At 68.9% G+C, this 17551-nt stretch carries 19 protein-coding genes; 4 read left to right on the plus strand and 15 right to left on the minus strand.

Annotated features, from left to right (window positions below):
- Positions 1–96: 96 nt before the first annotated feature.
- The 5 genes from ACFSJG_RS19280 to ACFSJG_RS19300 form a co-directional block, all read right to left on the minus strand.
- Positions 97–741, minus strand: coding sequence for a potassium-transporting ATPase subunit C (locus ACFSJG_RS19280; protein WP_378486831.1), 645 nt, complete (start codon positions 739–741; stop codon positions 97–99).
- Positions 742–747: 6 nt separating this feature from the next.
- Positions 748–2829, minus strand: a complete 2082-nt coding sequence (kdpB, locus tag ACFSJG_RS19285) for a potassium-transporting ATPase subunit KdpB (RefSeq protein WP_378486881.1) — start codon at positions 2827–2829, stop codon at positions 748–750.
- A gap of 8 nt (positions 2830–2837) precedes the next feature.
- Positions 2838–4538: a potassium-transporting ATPase subunit KdpA gene (gene kdpA / locus ACFSJG_RS19290; protein WP_378486832.1), complete on the minus strand. Its 1701-nt coding sequence runs from the start codon at positions 4536–4538 to the stop codon at positions 2838–2840.
- A gap of 3 nt (positions 4539–4541) precedes the next feature.
- On the minus strand, positions 4542–4640 hold the full coding sequence (kdpF, locus tag ACFSJG_RS19295; RefSeq protein WP_378486833.1) for a K(+)-transporting ATPase subunit F: 99 nt from the start codon (positions 4638–4640) through the stop codon (positions 4542–4544).
- Between the two features lie 376 nt (positions 4641–5016).
- The gene (locus ACFSJG_RS19300; RefSeq protein WP_378486834.1) at positions 5017–5541 is read right to left on the minus strand and encodes a VOC family protein; all 525 of its coding nucleotides are present in this window, start codon (positions 5539–5541) and stop codon (positions 5017–5019) included.
- Positions 5542–5636: 95 nt separating this feature from the next.
- Here ACFSJG_RS19300 and ACFSJG_RS19305 point away from each other — a divergent pair, with 95 nt between their 5' ends.
- Positions 5637–5828: a hypothetical protein gene (locus ACFSJG_RS19305; RefSeq protein WP_378486835.1), complete on the plus strand. Its 192-nt coding sequence runs from the start codon at positions 5637–5639 to the stop codon at positions 5826–5828.
- 27 nt (positions 5829–5855) lie between these two features.
- Here the strand turns inward: ACFSJG_RS19305 and ACFSJG_RS19310 are convergent, their stop codons facing one another.
- The gene (locus ACFSJG_RS19310; RefSeq protein ID WP_378486836.1) at positions 5856–6503 is read right to left on the minus strand and encodes a pyridoxamine 5'-phosphate oxidase family protein; all 648 of its coding nucleotides are present in this window, start codon (positions 6501–6503) and stop codon (positions 5856–5858) included.
- Between the two features lie 77 nt (positions 6504–6580).
- Between ACFSJG_RS19310 and pdxR the strand changes: the two genes are divergently transcribed.
- Positions 6581–8035: a MocR-like pyridoxine biosynthesis transcription factor PdxR gene (gene pdxR / locus ACFSJG_RS19315; RefSeq protein WP_378486837.1), complete on the plus strand. Its 1455-nt coding sequence runs from the start codon at positions 6581–6583 to the stop codon at positions 8033–8035.
- A gap of 51 nt (positions 8036–8086) precedes the next feature.
- Here pdxR and ACFSJG_RS19320 read toward each other — a convergent pair whose 3' ends face one another.
- From ACFSJG_RS19320 to ACFSJG_RS19340, 5 genes are all read right to left on the minus strand, one after another.
- Entirely contained in the window at positions 8087–8677 is a 591-nt protein-coding gene (locus ACFSJG_RS19320) for a hypothetical protein (protein ID WP_378486838.1), read from the minus strand.
- Between the two features lie 76 nt (positions 8678–8753).
- On the minus strand, positions 8754–9617 hold the full coding sequence (gene mutM / locus ACFSJG_RS19325) for a bifunctional DNA-formamidopyrimidine glycosylase/DNA-(apurinic or apyrimidinic site) lyase (protein WP_378486839.1): 864 nt from the start codon (positions 9615–9617) through the stop codon (positions 8754–8756).
- 7 nt (positions 9618–9624) lie between these two features.
- Positions 9625–10419 (minus strand): ribonuclease III, encoded by a 795-nt coding sequence (gene rnc, locus ACFSJG_RS19330; protein ID WP_378486840.1) that lies wholly within the window; start codon positions 10417–10419, stop codon positions 9625–9627.
- Between the two features lie 5 nt (positions 10420–10424).
- On the minus strand, positions 10425–10607 hold the full coding sequence (gene rpmF, locus ACFSJG_RS19335; protein ID WP_043809451.1) for a 50S ribosomal protein L32: 183 nt from the start codon (positions 10605–10607) through the stop codon (positions 10425–10427).
- 2 nt (positions 10608–10609) lie between these two features.
- Entirely contained in the window at positions 10610–11188 is a 579-nt protein-coding gene (locus ACFSJG_RS19340) for a YceD family protein (protein ID WP_378486841.1), read from the minus strand.
- A 262-nt stretch (positions 11189–11450) separates the two neighbouring features.
- Here ACFSJG_RS19340 and ppk2 point away from each other — a divergent pair, with 262 nt between their 5' ends.
- Both ppk2 and ACFSJG_RS19350 read left to right on the plus strand, forming a co-directional pair.
- Entirely contained in the window at positions 11451–12338 is an 888-nt protein-coding gene (ppk2, locus tag ACFSJG_RS19345; RefSeq protein ID WP_378486842.1) for a polyphosphate kinase 2, read from the plus strand.
- A 67-nt stretch (positions 12339–12405) separates the two neighbouring features.
- Entirely contained in the window at positions 12406–15171 is a 2766-nt protein-coding gene (locus tag ACFSJG_RS19350) for a cation-translocating P-type ATPase (protein WP_378486843.1), read from the plus strand.
- A 3-nt stretch (positions 15172–15174) separates the two neighbouring features.
- On the opposite strand, the gene ACFSJG_RS19355 is transcribed toward ACFSJG_RS19350, so the two are convergent.
- From ACFSJG_RS19355 to ACFSJG_RS19370, 4 genes are all read right to left on the minus strand, one after another.
- Positions 15175–15936: a DivIVA domain-containing protein gene (locus ACFSJG_RS19355; RefSeq protein WP_378486844.1), complete on the minus strand. Its 762-nt coding sequence runs from the start codon at positions 15934–15936 to the stop codon at positions 15175–15177.
- 142 nt (positions 15937–16078) lie between these two features.
- Positions 16079–16570, minus strand: coding sequence for a pantetheine-phosphate adenylyltransferase (gene coaD, locus ACFSJG_RS19360; protein WP_378486845.1), 492 nt, complete (start codon positions 16568–16570; stop codon positions 16079–16081).
- Positions 16567–17130 (minus strand): 16S rRNA (guanine(966)-N(2))-methyltransferase RsmD, encoded by a 564-nt coding sequence (gene rsmD / locus ACFSJG_RS19365; protein WP_378486846.1) that lies wholly within the window; start codon positions 17128–17130, stop codon positions 16567–16569. The genes coaD and rsmD overlap by 4 nt, the downstream gene beginning before the upstream one ends.
- Positions 17131–17155: 25 nt before the next feature.
- Positions 17156–17551: biotin/lipoyl-containing protein (locus ACFSJG_RS19370; protein ID WP_378486847.1), on the minus strand; the 396-nt coding region annotated here is incomplete at its 5' end.

Consider the following 17551-nt stretch of genomic DNA (forward strand, 5'->3'; position numbering starts at 1 on the left):
CCGACGCCGGGCGCAGCGCCCAGATAGATGCGCAGTTCTCCCCGCCGGTCTGTGATCGGTTCGCTCCGCGGGCTCCGCTCCGGTCTCACAACGCCATCATCCACCAGCGGTGACGCAATCCGGTGCCGTCAGACCGAGTGCCACGTTCAGTTCGAGCACGTTCACCCGCTCCTCGCCGAGGAACCCGAGCTGACGCCCCTCGGTGTGTTCGGCGACGAGCTCGCGCACCCGGGGCTCCCCGAGTCCGGTCGCCGCCGCGACGCGTGGCACCTGGATCGCCGCGTACGCCGGGCTGATGTGCGGGTCTATGCCCGAGCCCGAACCGGTGACGGCGTCGACGGGAACGTCCGACGGGGAGACGCCCTCACGCTCGGCGATCGCCGCACGACGCGCCGCGACGAAACCGGCGAGCACGTCGCTGCTCGGCCCCTGGTTGGTGGGCAGGGCGGCCGCAGGGTCACCGGGAGCGAACGGGTCCTCGTCCGCCGCCGACCCGGTCGTACGGGCGTGGAAGAACGGGTCCGGTTCGCCGGCCGGCGGCGCCGGGTCGACGCCGACGAGGGCGCTGCCGACGACGCATCCGTTCGTGTCGTGGACAGGTGAACCCTCCGCGGAGTCGGGTCCGATCCGCCCGACTCCCCACACGACCGCGGGATAGAACACGCCGAGGACGACCGTCAGTGCGAGAAGCACCAGCAGCCCGGCACGCATCTGACGCAGGAATCCGATCGTGAATTGCATTCTCACTCAGCCCATTCCGGGAATCAGTCGGACGACGAGGTCGATCAGCCAGATTCCGACGAACGGCGTGATCACTCCTCCCAGTCCGTACACCAGCAGATTTCGGCCCAGCAGGGCCTGGGCGGCGACAGGTCGGTATCGCACGCCGCGCAGCGCCAGCGGGATCAGCGCGACGATCACCAGCGCGTTGAACACCACCGCCGAGACGATCGCGGACTGCGGTGTGGCGAGCCGCATGATGTTCAGCGTGTCCAGCTGCGGATAGATGGCACTGAACAGCGCGGGCAGGATCGCGAAGTACTTCGCGAGGTCGTTCGCCAGGGAGAACGTCGTCAACGCACCGCGGGTGATCAGGAGCTGCTTGCCCACCTCGACTATCTCGATGAGCTTCGTCGGGTCGGAGTCGAGGTCGACCATGTTGCCCGCCTCCTTCGCGGCGGACGTCCCGGTGTTCATCGCCACCCCGACGTCGGCCTGCGCGAGCGCGGGCGCGTCGTTGGTTCCGTCGCCGGTCATCGCGACGAGCCGGCCACCGCTCTGCTCGCGCCGGATGAGGTCGAGCTTGTCCTCCGGGGTCGCCTCGGCGAGGAAGTCGTCGACACCGGCCTCCGCCGCGATCGCCTTCGCGGTGAGCGGATTGTCCCCTGTCACCATCACCGTGCGGATCCCCATCGCCCGCAGCTGGGCGAACCGTTCCGCGATACCGGGTTTGACGACATCCGACAGCCGGACGACACCGAGCACTCGTACACCGGCGGGTCCCGACGTCGCGACCACGAGAGGCGTTCCGCCCGCGGCCGCGATCTCGGTGACCGTGTCCGTCACCTCGACCGGGTAGCTGCCGCGCAGCTCCCGCACCCACTGCAACACGGCGTCGCTGGCGCCTTTGCGCACCCGCTCACCGGACGCGAGGTCGAGCCCGCTCATCCGGGTCTGCGCGGTGAACGGCACGAACTCGCTGTCCCGCTCGACGTCCGACGGCTGATCGGGCATCCCGAATTCGGCCGCGCAGAGTTCGATGATGCTGCGCCCTTCCGGGGTGCCGTCGGCGAGGCTCGACAACCGGGCACCCTCGGCCAGGTCCTCCGGGTCCACGCCCGGTGCCGGATACAGCGCCGTGGCGCGGCGGTTACCGAAGGTGATGGTGCCGGTCTTGTCCATGAGCAGGGTGTCGATGTCCCCGGCTGCCTCGACGGCCCGACCGGACATGGCGAGGACGTTGCGCTGCACGAGTCGGTCCATGCCTGCGATGCCGATCGCGGACAGGAGCGCACCGATCGTGGTGGGAATCAGGCAGACCAGGAGCGCGATCAGTTTGATCGGGTCCTGCTCGACGCCCGCGTACTGCCCCATCGGACCGATCGCGACGACGGCCAGCAGGAACACGATGGTGAGCGACGCGAGCAGGATGTTCAGCGCGATCTCGTTCGGTGTCTTCTTCCGCTGAGCTCCCTCGACGAGGGAGATCATCCGGTCCACGAAGGTGTGTCCCGGCGCGGCGGTGATCTCGACGACGATCCGGTCGGACAACACGACGGTGCCGCCGGTGACCGCGGATCGGTCGCCACCGGATTCTCGGACGACCGGCGCGGACTCGCCGGTGATGGCGGACTCGTCGACGCTGGCGATGCCCTCGACGACATCGCCGTCGCCGGGGATCACCTCACCGGCGGTGACGACCACACGGTCGCCGATCGACAGGTCGGTGGCGGCGACGGACTCGATCGCACCACCGGAACCGATCCGATGAGCGGTGGTGTCCTGCTTGATCTTCCGCAGTCCTGCGGCCTGTGCCTTGCCGCGTCCCTCCGCGACGGACTCTGCGAGGTTCGCGAACAGCACGGTGAACCACAGCCAGCAGGTCACCACCCACGAGAACACCGACGGGTCGGCGATCGCGTACAGCGTGGTGACGACCGAACCGACGAACACCACGAACATCACCGGGTTCCGTGCCAGGTGCCGCGGGTCGAGCTTGCGTACCGCGCCCGGCAGGGACGTCACGAGGTGACGCGGGTCGAAGAACCCGGCCTGGACGGGGCTTGCGGCGTGGTCGGGATGTCGGTCGGTGGTCGGGCGATCCTGCACGTGAACGGTCACTGGAGTGCCTCCGCGATCGGGCCCAGTGCGAGGGCGGGGAAGAAGGTGAGGGCGGCGACAAGCGCGACGGTGCCGGTGAGCAACCCGGCGAACATCGGACCGGTCGTCGGCAGAGTGCCCGCGGTGGGAGCGGTCCGCGGCTCCGTCACGAGGGAGCCGGCGAGGGCGAGAACCAGGACAATGGGCAGGAACCGGCCGAACAGCATGCAGACGCCGAGTGCGGACTGGAACCAGTCGCTGGTGACGGTGAGGCCACCGAATGCGCTGCCGTTGTTGTTGGAAGCCGACGCGAACGCGTACAGCACCTCGCTGAAGCCGTGGATCGCCTGAGGGGTTCCGGGGTCACCGGAGTTGCCCATGTAGCCCGTCGTGGACGCCAGGATCACGGTGATCGACGTCCCGATCAGGACGAGTGCCGGCATCACGAGCACCGACAGCGCCGCGAGCGTTACCTGCCTGCGCCCGAGCTTCTTGCCGAGGTATTCGGGGGTCCTGCCGACGAGCAGACCGCCGACGAAGACGGCGACGATTGCGAGCACGAGAAGTCCGTACAGCCCGGATCCCACACCGCCGGGAGCGATCTCACCGAGCAGCATGTTCAGCAGGACCGTACCGCCGCCGAGCGGGGACATGCTGTCGTGGGCGGCATTGACCGCGCCGGTCGAGGTTCCGGTGGTGCTCACCGCGAACAGGGCGCTGCCGGGGATCCCGAAGCGGACCTCTTTGCCCTCCATCATCGCGCCGGCGGCAGAGGCGGCGACGCCCCGGGTGCCGGACTCGGCGGCAAGGGTGACGGCCAGCATGCCGGACCACAGGATGCCCATCACCGCGAGCAGGCTCAGACCCTGCTTCCGATTGCCCACCATCGTCCCGAAGGTGCGGGTGAGGCACACCGGGATCAGCAGCAGGGCGATGATCTCCACGATGTTGCTGATCGGGGTGGGGTTCTCGAACGGGTGGGCCGAGTTGGCGGCGAGGATGCCGCCGCCATTGGTGCCGAGTTCCTTGATCGCTTCCTGGGACGCGACCGGTGCCAACGCGTTGGTGACGGCGCTGCCGTCGAGTCCGGTGGAGTCGAAACCGGAGCGCAGCGACTGGACGACGCCCTGGCTCAGCAGGATCAGCGCGACGAGCAGGGACAGCGGCAGCAGGATGCGCAGGCTGCCGCGGGTGAGGTCCACCCAGAAGTTGCCGATCTCGCCGCCGCGGGACACCCGGACGAAGCCACGAATCAGCGCGACGGCGACCGAGACGCCGACGGCCGCGGACACGAAGTTCTGCACCGTGAGCCCGACCATCTGGGTCAGGTGGCTCATCGTGGTCTCCGGCACGTAGGACTGCCAGTTGGTGTTGGTGACGAACGAGACCGCCGTGTTGAACGCGACCGACGGGCTCACGCCCGCGAGGTCACCACCGAGCGGCAGCACCCCCTGGACGCGCTGCAGTACGTACAGGAAGAGCACGCCGGCAGCCGAGAAGCCCAGAAGGGATCCGGCGTAGCCGTACCAGGTCTGCTCGGATCGGGGATCGATCCGGCACAGCCGGTACAGGACCGTCTCGACCTTCAGGTCACGTGGTCGGTGGTCGGGGTCGGTGCCGTAGACCTTGGCCATGTAGTCGCCGAGCGGGACGTAGAGCAACGCCAGCACGCCGACGACGAGCGCGATCTGCAGCCCCGCCGCAAGTGCGGGATTCACGAACTAGAACCTTTCGGGGTCGACGAGGGCGACGAGCAGGTAGATCACCAGCGCTGCCGCGAGCGCAACGAGCACGACGCTCGCGGCACCGGCCGCGGTCATCGCCGATTCCTCGACTGGAGAGCGCGCAGCGACAGCGCACAGACGAGGAAGCATCCGAGGATCAGCAGCACGTAGGCCATATCTGCCATCACGCATTCCTTTTCAGGGGCGAAGTGGGTACCGCCGGTTGTGGCGCTCCCCGGCCCGCGTGTGCGGGCCACAGTGCACAGTGCCCCCGGAAGCGGGTCCGGCGACCGTTCCTTACGCCTCCCTGACGCCCCGACCTGGGCCGTTGACGCGTTCTTGACGCCCGGCGACGACCCTGTTGTCGCGAGCGTTCCGGACCCACGAGGTCGTGACGGTGTGCGATCGACGGCGAGCAGCACCGCGAGGTCCTCGCGGTGCTGCTCAGGATCGTGCGGAACGTGCCTTGCGGTCAGCGCACCGGTGCGCTGCTGCGTCCCTGCGTTCGGCCGCTCAGCTCGGCGTCGAGCGTCGCCTGCGCCACGCGCATCTGCTCGGAGTACACCGGGTCCTGCATCCGCTGCCACATCACGTCCTCGGGGACGTCCTCGACGTGACTTGTCACCCACCAGATGTTGCCGAACGGATCCTTGATGCGCCCTCCGCGCTGCCCGAATGCACTGTCCCCCAACTCGGTGACCACCTCCGCGCCGGCGGCGATCGACCTCGCGAACGACTCGTCCGCGTCGGGCACGAACACGCGCAGCAGGCTCGGCAGGGCGGGCCACTCCGGGCGTCGGTCGAAGGCCAGCACGACGGTGTCGCCGACCCGGATCTCGCCGTGACCGATCGACCCGTCCTCGGTCGCCACTCGGGCGAGCTCCTCCCCGTCGAACACCTGGGAGACGAAGTCGAGGAAGGCGCCGGTGTCGTCGGTGACGACCCAGGGTGCGACGCTCGTGTAGCCGGTCGGGGTACCGGTGCGCAGAGAGGACATGTTCGGTTCCTTTCGAGGTCGTGTCGATGGTGCGACTCCGACGCTAGACACGAAATAGGACAGATCCTGTCCTGGATGTGGCACAGAATGTGGGTATGGCCGGACTGCGTGATCACCTCGGTGACGGCGAACTGACGCCGGAGGCGGACGCCACCCGATGGCGCAGCGCGCCGGACACCGTGGAATGGCTGGCGATACGACTCCTCTCGCTGGACTGCAGGTTCGTCGTGCACGGACCGCAGGAGCTGAAGGATCACCTCGACTGGATCCACGAGCGGACCCGCTGACGGTCGCGCCGTGGGGAAGAGGCCGCGTCATTCCCGACTGACGAGCCTGCGCACCGACTCCGGCACCGGCGTCGTCGCGTTGACCCACGGCGCGCGAATCGGGTCGTCGGTGACGGTCCGCAGCGGAACCACACCGGCCCAGACGTCGGGGTCCCCCGCGCCTTCCGACGGCGGTGCATCGCGCACCTTGACGGTCCAGCCGCCGGGAGCGATGGTCAGCTCGACGGCGAGCGTGGCGGCGAGTTCCTTCCGACTCGCGACGCGAACCTCGGTGGAGCGGCCCGGAATCAGCGCGTCGGACAGCTCGATCAACGCGGCGTCCGACTCGTCCGTAGGGACGGAAGTGAGCGCACCCCGCACGACCGCGGACCGGTAGTTCGCCGAGTGGTTGTACAGATTGTCGGCCAGCACGAGTCCGTCCAGCAGGGTGACGGACAGTGCCGCGGGGGCACCCGCTGCAACGTGTCGCAGTGCGCCCGCGCCGGTCGAGCCGTGCAGCAGAATCCGGTCTCCGACGCGGGCGTACAGCATCGGTACCGCCCAGGGCAGCCCGTCGACGACGGTGGCGAGGGTTCCGACGGAGGCGGCGTCGAGGATCGCGTCGAGGTCGTCGCGGTCGGCGCGGGCCCGCTCGGAGAGGCGGTGAATGCGGTCGAGTCGGTCGGTGGTCGTCATGACTTCACTCTCGCGGCATTCCGGCTTCGAAACCAGATCCACTTCTGTCAGAACTGGTAGACCAGTAATCTGGTCGCATGTCCCGGACCGCGACCCCGTCCTCGCTGGCCCTCGTGCTGTCCGAGTCCGAGGGACCACTGCGGCATCGGATCGCCGCAGCGATCGTGGACGCACTGCGGGTCGGTGCGCTCCGTCCGGGCGACGCTCTGCCGTCCAGTCGCGGGCTCGCCGCCGAACTGGGCGTGTCCCGGACAGCCGTCGTCGACGCGTACGACGAACTTGCGGCGGCGGGTTTCGTCGACTCCCGCGCTGGATCGGGAACGACGGTCGCGACCGGCGCAGACGACGCCGCCCGCGCGGGCGCCGCACCCCACGTCGCCACCGGCCCGGTGCACGGTTCCACGGAATCGACCGACGAGCGGTCACCTGGCATCGACCTGTCCCCTGGACTCCCCGACACCGACCTCGTGTCCACTCGGCACTGGCGGTCGGCGTGGCGCACCGCGAGTGCGCGCCCGATCCCGTTCGCCGCGGCCGGTTCCCGCGGACACCGTGCGATGCGCGAAGCTCTCGCGGTGCACCTGCGCCGCACCCGCGGCGTCGTCGCCGATCCGGACGAGATCGTGATCGTGCCGGGCGTGCAGGCTGCGCTGCGGACGCTGGTCGGCGCAGCCGATCTCACCGGACGACAGGTCGCCTTCGAGGACCCGGGGTATGCGAAGGCGCGAATCACGTTGGCGGCGGCGGGTGCCCGCATCCGGCCTGTGGACGTTGACACCGACGGCCTCGACCCACACGATCTGCTCGAGTCGGACGCCGCCGTGTACTGCACCCCGGCGCACCAGTTCCCGATGGGCGGGCGGACGCCGGTGACCCGCCGCGCCGGACTGCTGGCACGAGTGGGCGACCGACTCGTGATCGAGGACGACTACGACGGCGAGTTCCGCTTCGGTGTCCCCGCGCTGCCCGCGCTGCGGTCGCTGGCCGGAGGCGACGAGCGGGTCGCGTACGTGGGGACGGCGTCGAAGATTCTCGGCCCCGGCCTGCGCCTGGCCTGGTTGATCCCGCCGCGACGTCTCCTCCCCCGAGTCCACGACGCACTGGAGGTGAGCGGGGAGAAGGTCTGCTCCGTGACCGCGGACGCGTTCGCCGAGTTCGTCGGCTCCGGCGCGCTGACCGCTCATCTCGCGCGGACGTCACGCACCTACGCGGCCCGCAGGCAGGCGTTCGTCGGGGCGCTGGACCGGCACCTGCCCGGCGTGGAACTCCTCGGCGTGGAGGCGGGACTCCATGTGGCGCTGCGACTTCCGGACGGCTGCGACGACCGGGCAGTGGCCGAGACAATCGAGGAACACGGGGTGCGGGTGCGCCCGCTCGCCGACTACCGGGCAACCTCGGACGGTCCTCGTGGACTGCTGTGCGGCTATGCGCGACTACCGGAATCCCGCGCAGATCACGCGGCGGCCGTCATCGGCGCGGCGGTCGCGGCCGCGGCGGGCAGCGCAGGCAACCGCTCGAGGAGCGGTTCATGAAGTCGCCACGACTGTCCGAATTCGACGGAGGCATCGTGTCGCTTCCCACCATCAGGTCCGGCGAGCAATGCGATTCAGCAGCCGATCGCTGCCGGCCCCGAAGCGCTCACTGAAGTCTGCGGCAAGATCCGAACTCTGGAGCAACCCGAAAGTGCGCTCGTCGAGCTCCGAGTCGGAGTCGTCGGCCGAGTGCAGCCAGACCCACAGCTCTCGTCCTGCCGAGTCGCGCAATTCGCCCTCTGCCTGCAGTTGCCGAAGCGCCAACACGATCCGATGCTCGTAGTCCCGACACAGTGCGTCGTAGGCCTCGCCCTCCAGCGCCTTGCCGGTGCCGTCGATCACGGCTTGTGTTCCCGAGAGCGCCCAGATCGCGCTCGTCACGCGGCCCGGTGCGGTATCGCTCGGGTCGTCGGCGCCGTGCGGCCACTCCGAGGGCCACCACGCCGACTGGGCTCGATCTTCGGAGGAACCGTCGAGTCCGGTGAGCCACGTCGCATCGGCGCCGGCGACGAAGAACCCGGTCAGGTCTTCGACCATTCCGCACGCCACGAGCGCGAGCGAGTCGTTCTCCTCACGCAACATCCCGATGCTCGTCCGCAGTGTCGTCAGGATCGCGTCGTCGAGCCGGGTGAAGTCGTGCATGCAGCAATCCTAGCCACCGTCCGGACATCCTTCGGTGCGCCTTTGCATCTCGGTCCGGATCGCGCGGAGGCGGTCGTCAGCGCGGCAGTCGCGGCCGCGGTTGGCAGCGCGGGCACGAGTACGAGGAGCGGTTCATGAACTTCTCCCGACGGATCGGCGCACCGCACCGGGAACACGGCTCGTCCTCACGTCCGTACGCGGACAGCGAGCGGTCGAAATAGCCGGACTCGCCGTTCACGTTGACGTACAGCGCGTCGAAGGAGGTGCCACCCTGCGCGAGCGCCTGTGTCATGACCTCGGTCACGGATTCGAGCAGCAAACGGACCTGCGGACGGGTCAGCCGGTCCGCGGCGCGATTCCCGTGAATCCTGCTGCGCCACAACGCCTCGTCGGCGTAGATGTTGCCGACACCGGAGAGCACCGTCTGGTCGAGCAGCACCCGCTTGATCTCGGACTGCTTGCGGCGGATCGCCGCAACCGCGCCGTCGGGATCGAACAGCGGATCGAGCGGATCCCGGGCGATGTGCGCGACCGGCTCCGGGACTGCGGTCCCGTCCACCTCCACGAGCGGAGCCAGAGCCCAGCCACCGAAGGTGCGCTGGTCGACGAATCGTAGTTCCCGGCCGCTGTCGAGTTCCGCGAGGATTCTCAGGTGCTTCTCCCGTGCGACCTCGGGTGCCTGCACCAGCATCTGCCCGCTCATGCCGAGGTGCACGACGACGGCGAGGTCCCCGGGATCGACTTCGAGCCAGAGGTACTTGCCGCGCCGCTGCGCGGCGGTCACGGACAACCCGGTGAGCCGGGCGGCGAGATCGGCGCCGCCCGGTAGGTGCCTGCGGACGGCCCGCGGGTGCAGCACCTCGACGGCGTCCACGCGGGACCCCACAACGTGCGCGGTCAGTCCACGACGGACCACCTCGACCTCGGGAAGTTCGGGCACCGCGGGTCTACTCGCCGACGACGTCCGCGGTGGAGCCGACAGCGGAGTCACCGTCGGCACCCGAGTCGGACTGTCCGTCCGTCAGGGTCTGCCAGGCACTGCTGGCCGCCTTCTGCTCGGCTTCCTTCTTCGTGCGGCCGACGCCGACGCCGAAGGGAGCACCCGCGACGAGGACCGTCGCGGTGAATTCCTTGTCGTGGTCGGGGCCGGTCGAGGTGATCTCGTAGACCGGCACGCCTGCGCCGCGCTCCGCGGTGAGCTCCTGCAGGCTCGTCTTCCAGTCCAGGCCCGCGCCGAGGCGCGGTCCGCGCTCGAGCAGCTCGGCGAAGAGCGTCAGGACCACCGATCGGGCGACATCGATACCGTGCTGAAGGTGCACAGCGCCGAGGAGCGATTCCATGCCGTCGGCGAGGATGCTGGGCTTGTCCCGGCCGCCGGTCATCTCCTCGCCCTTGCCGAGGAGGAGGTGCGCACCGAGTCCGCCTTCGCCGAGGCCACGCGCGACCTCGGCCAGCGCGTGCATGTTCACGACGCTGGCGCGGATCTTGGCCAGCTCACCTTCGGACTTGTCCGGATGAGCGGTGTAGAGGCGTTCGGTGACGGAAAGACCGAGCACCGAGTCGCCCAGGAATTCGAGTCGCTCGTTCGTCGGCAGTCCGCCGTTCTCGTACGCGTACGAGCGATGCGTCAACGCCAGGGTCAGGAGCGATTCGTCCAGATCAACGCCAAGAGCGGCGAGGAGGGAAGCATGCTTGCCCTCCTCGCCGCCGGCGGGAGCCGTGGGGCTCGTACTGCTTGTCACTACGACTAGACGGCAGCGGTGACCTGACGACCCTTGTAGGTGCCGCAGGACGGGCACGCGATGTGCGGCAGGGTCTTCTCGCCGCAGCCACGGTTCGGGCAGGTGACGAGGGTGGGCGCAGTGGTCTTCCACTGGCTGCGCCGCGACCGGGTGTTGGATCGCGACATTCTGCGCTTGGGGACAGCCACTTCTACTTCTCCTCGGCTTCGGTGTTCACACGATTCGTGCTGGACTCGGCATCGGCATCGACACTGTTGGCGTCAGCCAACTTCCCCGCGAGGGCAGCCCAGCGAGGATCAAGTATCTCATGCCCATGCCCAGATTCTGCAATCGCCAGGCGAATGCCACATTCGGGGCACAGTCCCTGGCAGTCTTCGCTGCACAGCGGCTGCAGCGGAAGTTCGAGACCGGCCGCGTCGATGATGACGGGCTCCAGGTCGATGAGGTCGTCGACGATGCGGTAGACCTCGTCCTCCTCGGTGGTCTCCTCCGTGATGCTGTTCGGGTAGGCGAACAGTTCGGTGAGGTAGAGGTCGAGGGTGTCGTCGAACGGTTCGAGGCAGCGCGAGCACTCACCCGTCATGTCGGCCCGGACGCTGCCCGTGACCAGTACGCCCTCGGAGACGGCCTCGAGGCGCAGGTCCAGTTCGACGTCCGCGCCCTCGGGAACCGCGATCAGGTCGAGGCCGATCCGCGTCGGGGTCGGGACGGTCCGGGTGACGGTGGTCATGGAGCCCGGCCGGCGTCCGAGTTTGCGCGTGTCCAGCACGAAGGCACCGTCGTGACGGGGCGTGGCGGAACTGTGGGAGGACACTCGGCACTCTTTCTGTGTGCAGCGCACGTTTCGTGCGCTGGCGACGACTGGGGCGGGCCCGCGTTGGGCAACCACACCAGGGTACGCGATCCGTCGCCGCGCACGAAATCCGCGAGTTGCGGGCACCGCGTGTCCATGGTGCGCAACCGGTCCGCCGGGAGCACAATGTCGGCCAGTCGATTCATCCGCGGTACGGCGAGGTGGAGAGGTGGTCCCAGTGGGCAAGAAACACGGACACGGTCACGACCGGAAGCACGACCGGCCACGGCCGGACGACGACCGGACCTCCCGGGACGGCGAACTCCTCGGCCCCGGTGCATCGGAGTCCGTGGAACGCCTCAAGTTCAAGGAGTACCGCCACCTGATCGAACCGCTGCACGCCGAACTCGTGGCGATGCAGGAGTGGGTGAAGTCGTCGGGTGCGAAGGTCTGCATCCTGTTCGAAGGCCGCGACACCGCGGGCAAGGGCGGCGTCATCAAGGCGATCACCGAGCGCGTCAGCCCGCGGGTGTTCCGGGTGGTCGCACTGCCGGCACCGACCGACCGCGAGAAGTCCCAGATGTACATCCAGCGGTACATCCCGCACCTGCCCGCTGCGGGCGAGGTGGTCGTGTTCGACCGCAGTTGGTACAACCGCGCCGGTGTCGAACGCGTGATGGGCTTCTGCGCCGAGGACCAGGCGGTGCAGTTCCTCGAGACGGTGCCCGAGGTCGAACGGGCCATCGTCGAATCGGGGGTGATCCTGCTCAAGTACTGGCTCGAGGTGAGCGAGGAGGAGCAGACCCTGCGCCTGCAGAGCCGGATCGACGACCCCCGCAAGGTGTGGAAGCTCTCCGATCTCGACCTCGCCTCCTACAGCCGCTGGTACGACTACTCGCGGGCGCGGGACGACATGTTCCGCCACACCGACACCGGGTGGGCGCCGTGGTTCCTGGTGAACACCGACGACAAGAAGCGCGGACGCCTCAACGTCATCTCCCACCTGCTCGGGCAGGTCCCGTACGAACCGCTCGAACACCGCAAGGTCCGACTCCCCGACCGGCAGCCGGCCGGCGACTACGTGCCGCCGCGTCAGCCGCTGCACTGGATTCCGACCCCGTTCTGACCCGACGGGGCACACTCGCACCGATCGCACCGCAGTTCCGGCACTCTCCCGTTCCGAGGAGCCCAGGATGTCCGTCACCGATCGCCCCGTCACTCCCCCGTCCACTCCGGTGCCGTGGCACGCCCAGGACCCGGACGCCGTCCTGTCCGCGCTGTCGACCGATGCCCGGACCGGGCTGACGACCGACGAGACGCGCGTGCGGGCGCAGCGGTGGGGTGAGAACGTCATAGCCGCCGAACCGGCCCCGTCGATGTGGGCCACGGCGCTGCGGCAGGTGCGGGATCCGATGAACCTCATGCTGATCGCAGTGGCCGTCGTCAGCATCGCGATCGGCGAGATCCCGACCGCGATCGTGGTCGCGGCGCTGGTGCTGCTGAACGTGGTGATGGGGACCCAGCAGGAACTGAAGGCGCGCGCCAGCGTCGACGCGCTCGCGAAGATGCAGACGCCGCAGGCCCGCGTGATCCGTGACGGCGGGCTGAGTCAGGTCGACGCGACCACCCTCGTCCCCGGCGACGTGGTGGAACTCGAGGCAGGCGACATCGTGCCCGCGGACGGGCGACTGATCCGCACCGCCACCCTGGAATCCCAGGAGGCGGCACTCACCGGCGAGTCCGCACCCGTCTCGAAGGACCCGTCGACGCTGACCGACCCGGAGGTTCCTCTCGGCGACCGCAGCAACATGGTGTTCCAGAACACATCGATCACCCGGGGTACCGCGACGATGGTCGTCACCGACACCGGGATGCACACGGAGATGGGGCGCATCGCCTCGATGCTGTCCGCGGTGGCGCCGAGCAAGTCGCCGCTGCAACGCGAACTCGACTCCCTCACGAAGATCCTGGGTCTCATCGCCTGGCTCGCGGTGGCGGTCATCGTCGTCATCGGAATCGTCCGCGGTCAGGACTTGACGACCGTCCTCCTGCTCGGGATCTCGATGGGCATCTCCGCGATCCCGACCGGGCTGCCGACCTTCGTGCAGGCGATGCTCGCGTTCGGAGCGCGCCAGCTCGCCGATGCGAAGGCGGTGGTGAAGAACCTCACGGACGTCGAGACGCTCGGGGCGACGAGCGCGATCAACTCCGACAAGACCGGCACCCTCACGATGAACCAGATGACGGTGCGCTCCCTGTACTTCCACACCCGCTGGTACACCGTCGGCGGTGAGGGCTACGCGAAGACCGGTGCCATCACGCAGGCCGCGGGCGAACCCACGCCCGACTTCACGATGCTCGCGTACGGACTCTGCCTCGACAGCGACGCCACCGTCTCCGACACCGGCGAGGTGGTCGGCGATCCCACCGAGGCCGCCCTGGTGGTGCTCGCTGCGAAGGTCGGCGTCGACGCGCCCCTCACCCGGCAGCGGTACCCGCGGGTCGCCGAGGTTCCGTTCGACTCGGCGTACAAGTTCATGGCTACCTTCCACCACCTCGAGATCGACGGCGACACCCAGTTCGTGGAGATCGTCAAGGGCGGACCGGACGTCGTCCTGGACCGTTGCACCCACGCCTTCCTGCCCGACCGGCAGCGGGTCCCGCTCGACGAGGTCCGGGACGAGCTGGCGGCGGCGAACCGATCCATGTCGGAGAAGGGACTGCGGGTGCTCGCCTTCGCGGCCCGGAATCTGGACGGCGAGGAGGACGCGGTCACCTCCGACCCCATGTCGTTCGTGGGCGGGCTGACGTTCATCGGAATGGTCGGCATCATCGACCCGCTGCGACCGGAGGCCGTCGAGGCGGTTCGCACCGCGCACGAGGCCGGCATCGAGGTTCGGATGATCACCGGCGACCACGCGATCACCGCCGCCGCGATCGGCGCCGAGCTCGGACTCGGCGGTGGCGCTGTCGGTGGCACCGAACTGCAGGCGATGAGCGACGAGGAGCTCGCCGCCGCGCTCCCGAACCTGCACGTGTTCGGCCGCGTCACCCCGCAGGACAAGCTCCGGCTCGCCGACGTCATGCAGCGCGGCGGCGCGGTCGTCGCGATGACCGGTGACGCCGTGAACGACGCCGCGGCACTGAAGAAGGCCGACATCGGCGTCGCCATGGGCTCGGGCAGCGAGGTGACGAAGCAGGCCGGGAAGATGGTCCTCACCGACGACAACTTCGGCACCCTCGTCACTGCGATCCGGTTGGGCCGCAGCATCTACGACAAGATCGTCTCGTACATCCGCTACCAGATGGCGAAACTGTTCTCGCTCGTCCTCCTGTTCCTCGCCGCGAGCATCTTCGACATCAACGAGGGTGTGGCCCTGACCCCACTGATGGTGCTGTTCCAGCACTTCTTCATCACTCTGTTCCCGGTTCTCGCCATCATGCGGGACCAGGCGCCACCGAACCTGATGAGCAAGCCGCCGCGTGACCCGGGGCAGCCGATCGCCAATCGCTCCGCGTTCGTGCAGTGGCTCGCCTACGGCATCCTCCAGTTCGCGATCACCCTCGCCGCGATGCTCCTCGCCCCCGGCGAACTCAGCCCGGACGAGGCGAACGTGCCGATGACGATGGCGTTCGTCGTGATGTCACTGGCATCGATCATGGCCGGCCTCGTCATGCGGCGCGATCCCGAATCCGGACTCACCGCACCGGTTCTGGGGGCGCTGAAGGTCCTCAGCATCCCGCTCGTCGTCACGGTCTGCGCGGTGGAACTCGGCTTCCTGCAGGACCTGCTGATGACCACGTCCCTGACGGGTGGTCAGTGGCTGACCTGCATCGGGTGGGCACTGATCGTCCCTGTCGTCGTCGAGGCGGACAAGGCGATCCGCCGTCGGACGAAGGCTGCCACACCCGAGGCGATCCCGACGGCGGAGGCCGTCGTCCCGGCTCGGGCGCGGTGAGGATCAGCGCCGGTTCGGGCGGCGGTCGTCCGGGTCGTCATAGGTCGGGACGCCGGACCCGGTCCGCAGCTGCTGGCGACCACGGCCGACGGACCGGATGGTGCCGGTGAGGAACTCCTCGAACTCGGCGAGCTTGTTGTCCACGTAGAGATCGCAGTCCGTCCGCAGCTGATCGGACTCGGCGTGCGCGGCGTCGATCACCCGCGCCGACTCGGCATGAGCCGCCTGCACGACCTCCGTCGCCGAGACCAGCCGCTCCTGTTCGGCCTGCCCCTCGGCGATCGCCCGCTCCTGCGCATTGCGTCCCGCCTCGACCATGCGGTCGGCCTCGGCTGCGGCACGGCCGGTGACGTCCTGGTACTCACGGCGGGCGTCCGAGACGGTCCGTTCCGCCTCGTCCTCGGCGTCGGCGATCAGCTGATCCGCATGCGCCTGCGCCTCCGCGACCATGCGGTCGGCCTTGTCCTTGGCGTCGGCGAGGATCCGGTCGGCGTTGCCGCGCGCACTCGACAGGGTCTCGTCCGCCTCGGTGGTCGCGGTAGAGACCATCTTCTCCGCGTGATCCCGCGCGTCACCGACCAGTTTGTCGCGGTGGTCGAGGACGTCCTGGGCGTCGTCGAGCTCGCCGGGAATCGCGTCCCGTACGTCGTCGAGCAGTTCGAGCACATCACCTCGAGGAACGACACAACCCGCGGTCATCGGCACACCACGGGCCTCTTCCACGATCGCGACGAGCTCGTCGAGCGCCTCGAATACCCGGTACACGCCAACCCCAATCCTCGACTGCGACTACACCGTCAATCTTGCCGCAGGGCCGCGGTGGCGACGCCGCGCCACGACCGGTGTGTCGAGGATCAATCGGGCTTCGGTGCGTGCCGCACCCGGGGGGCGCCGGCCCGCGGTGCCGCTACTTCGCGGCCTTGCGCTGGGCGATCCGGGCGAGCAGCGCCGCGTGCACGTGCGGCGCCAGCATGTCCTCGACGTCACCGCCGTACGTCGCAACCTCCTTGACCAGCGAGCTGGACAGGTAGCTGTAGCGCGGGTTGGTGGCCACGAAGAGGGTGTCGACGCCGGTGAGCTTGTGGTTCATCTGCGCCATCTGCAGCTCGTAGTCGAAGTCGTTGGCACCGCGCAGGCCCTTGACGATCGCGGTGGCACCGTTGGCCGTCGCGTAGTCGACGAGCAGACCCTGCCACGCATCGACCTGGACGTTCGGCAGATCCTTCGTGGCGACGCGCAGCATGTCGAGTCGTTCCTCGACGCTGAACATGCCCTGCTTGTTGGGGTTGACGACGACGGTGACGACCACCTCGTCGAACTGGACAGCGACCCGTTCGATCACGTCCAGGTGGCCGTTGGTGACAGGGTCGAAGGATCCGGGGCAGACCACCTTGCTCATGACTGCAGACCGTAACAGGCGATCTCGACGCGCGTATCGCCGTACTTGCGCACCCGTTCGACGTCGAAACCCTCCGGCCACACCGTGTCCGGGGATCGGGTGCCCCGCTCGACCACTACGAGCGAACCCTCCCCGATCCACCCCTTCGTGGTGAGATCGGCCAGCACAGAACCGAGTTCGGCAGAGTCCAGCGCGTAGGGCGGATCGAGCATCACGATGTCGTACTCGCCGTCGGCGGTCCCGGCGACCACGGCGGCGACGGGCGCGGTCTGGACGACCGCCCCCGGCAACCCGACGACCGCGATGTTCTCCCGCACGACGGCGGCCGCACGGGCATTGGACTCCACAAGGAGCACGTACCCGGCACCGCGTGAGAGCGCTTCGAGCCCGAGCGCACCGGAGCCCGCATAGAGGTCGAGAACCCGCGCGCCGTCGAGGTCCATGCGCGCGGACAGCGCGCTGAACAGGGCCTCCCGCACCCGCTCCGATGTGGGACGGGTGCCGGCGGGCGGAACCCTGAGCCTGCGCCCACCGGCGGCGCCTGCCACGATCCGGGTCACTCGTGTGCCCCGGCCACGAAGGTCGTCACTGCGGGGCGTCCTCCTCGGCTGCCACGACGGAGATCACGGTCAGCAGATCGCCGCCCTCGACCTGCTGGACGGGGCTGATCGCGAGCCGGGTGACGGTGCCACCCCGAGCCGCGGTGATGGCGGCCTCCATCTTCATCGCCTCGATGGTGGCGATCGTGTCGCCCGCGGCGACCTTCTGTCCCTCCGCGACGACGAGGGTGACGACGCCCGCGAACGGTGCCGCGACGTGGCCGGGGTTGGAGCGGTCGGCCTTCTCGGCGGCGGGGATCTCGCTGGCGATGGAGCGGTCGCGCACCGACACCGGCCGGAGCTGGCCGTTGAGGATGCACATCACGGTCCGCATGCCGCGCTCGTCGGCCTCGGAGATCGCCTCGAGACCGATCAGGAGCTC

Source organism: Rhodococcus gannanensis (assembly GCF_042681175.1).
GTDB classification, from domain to species: domain Bacteria; phylum Actinomycetota; class Actinomycetes; order Mycobacteriales; family Mycobacteriaceae; genus Rhodococcus_G; species Rhodococcus_G gannanensis.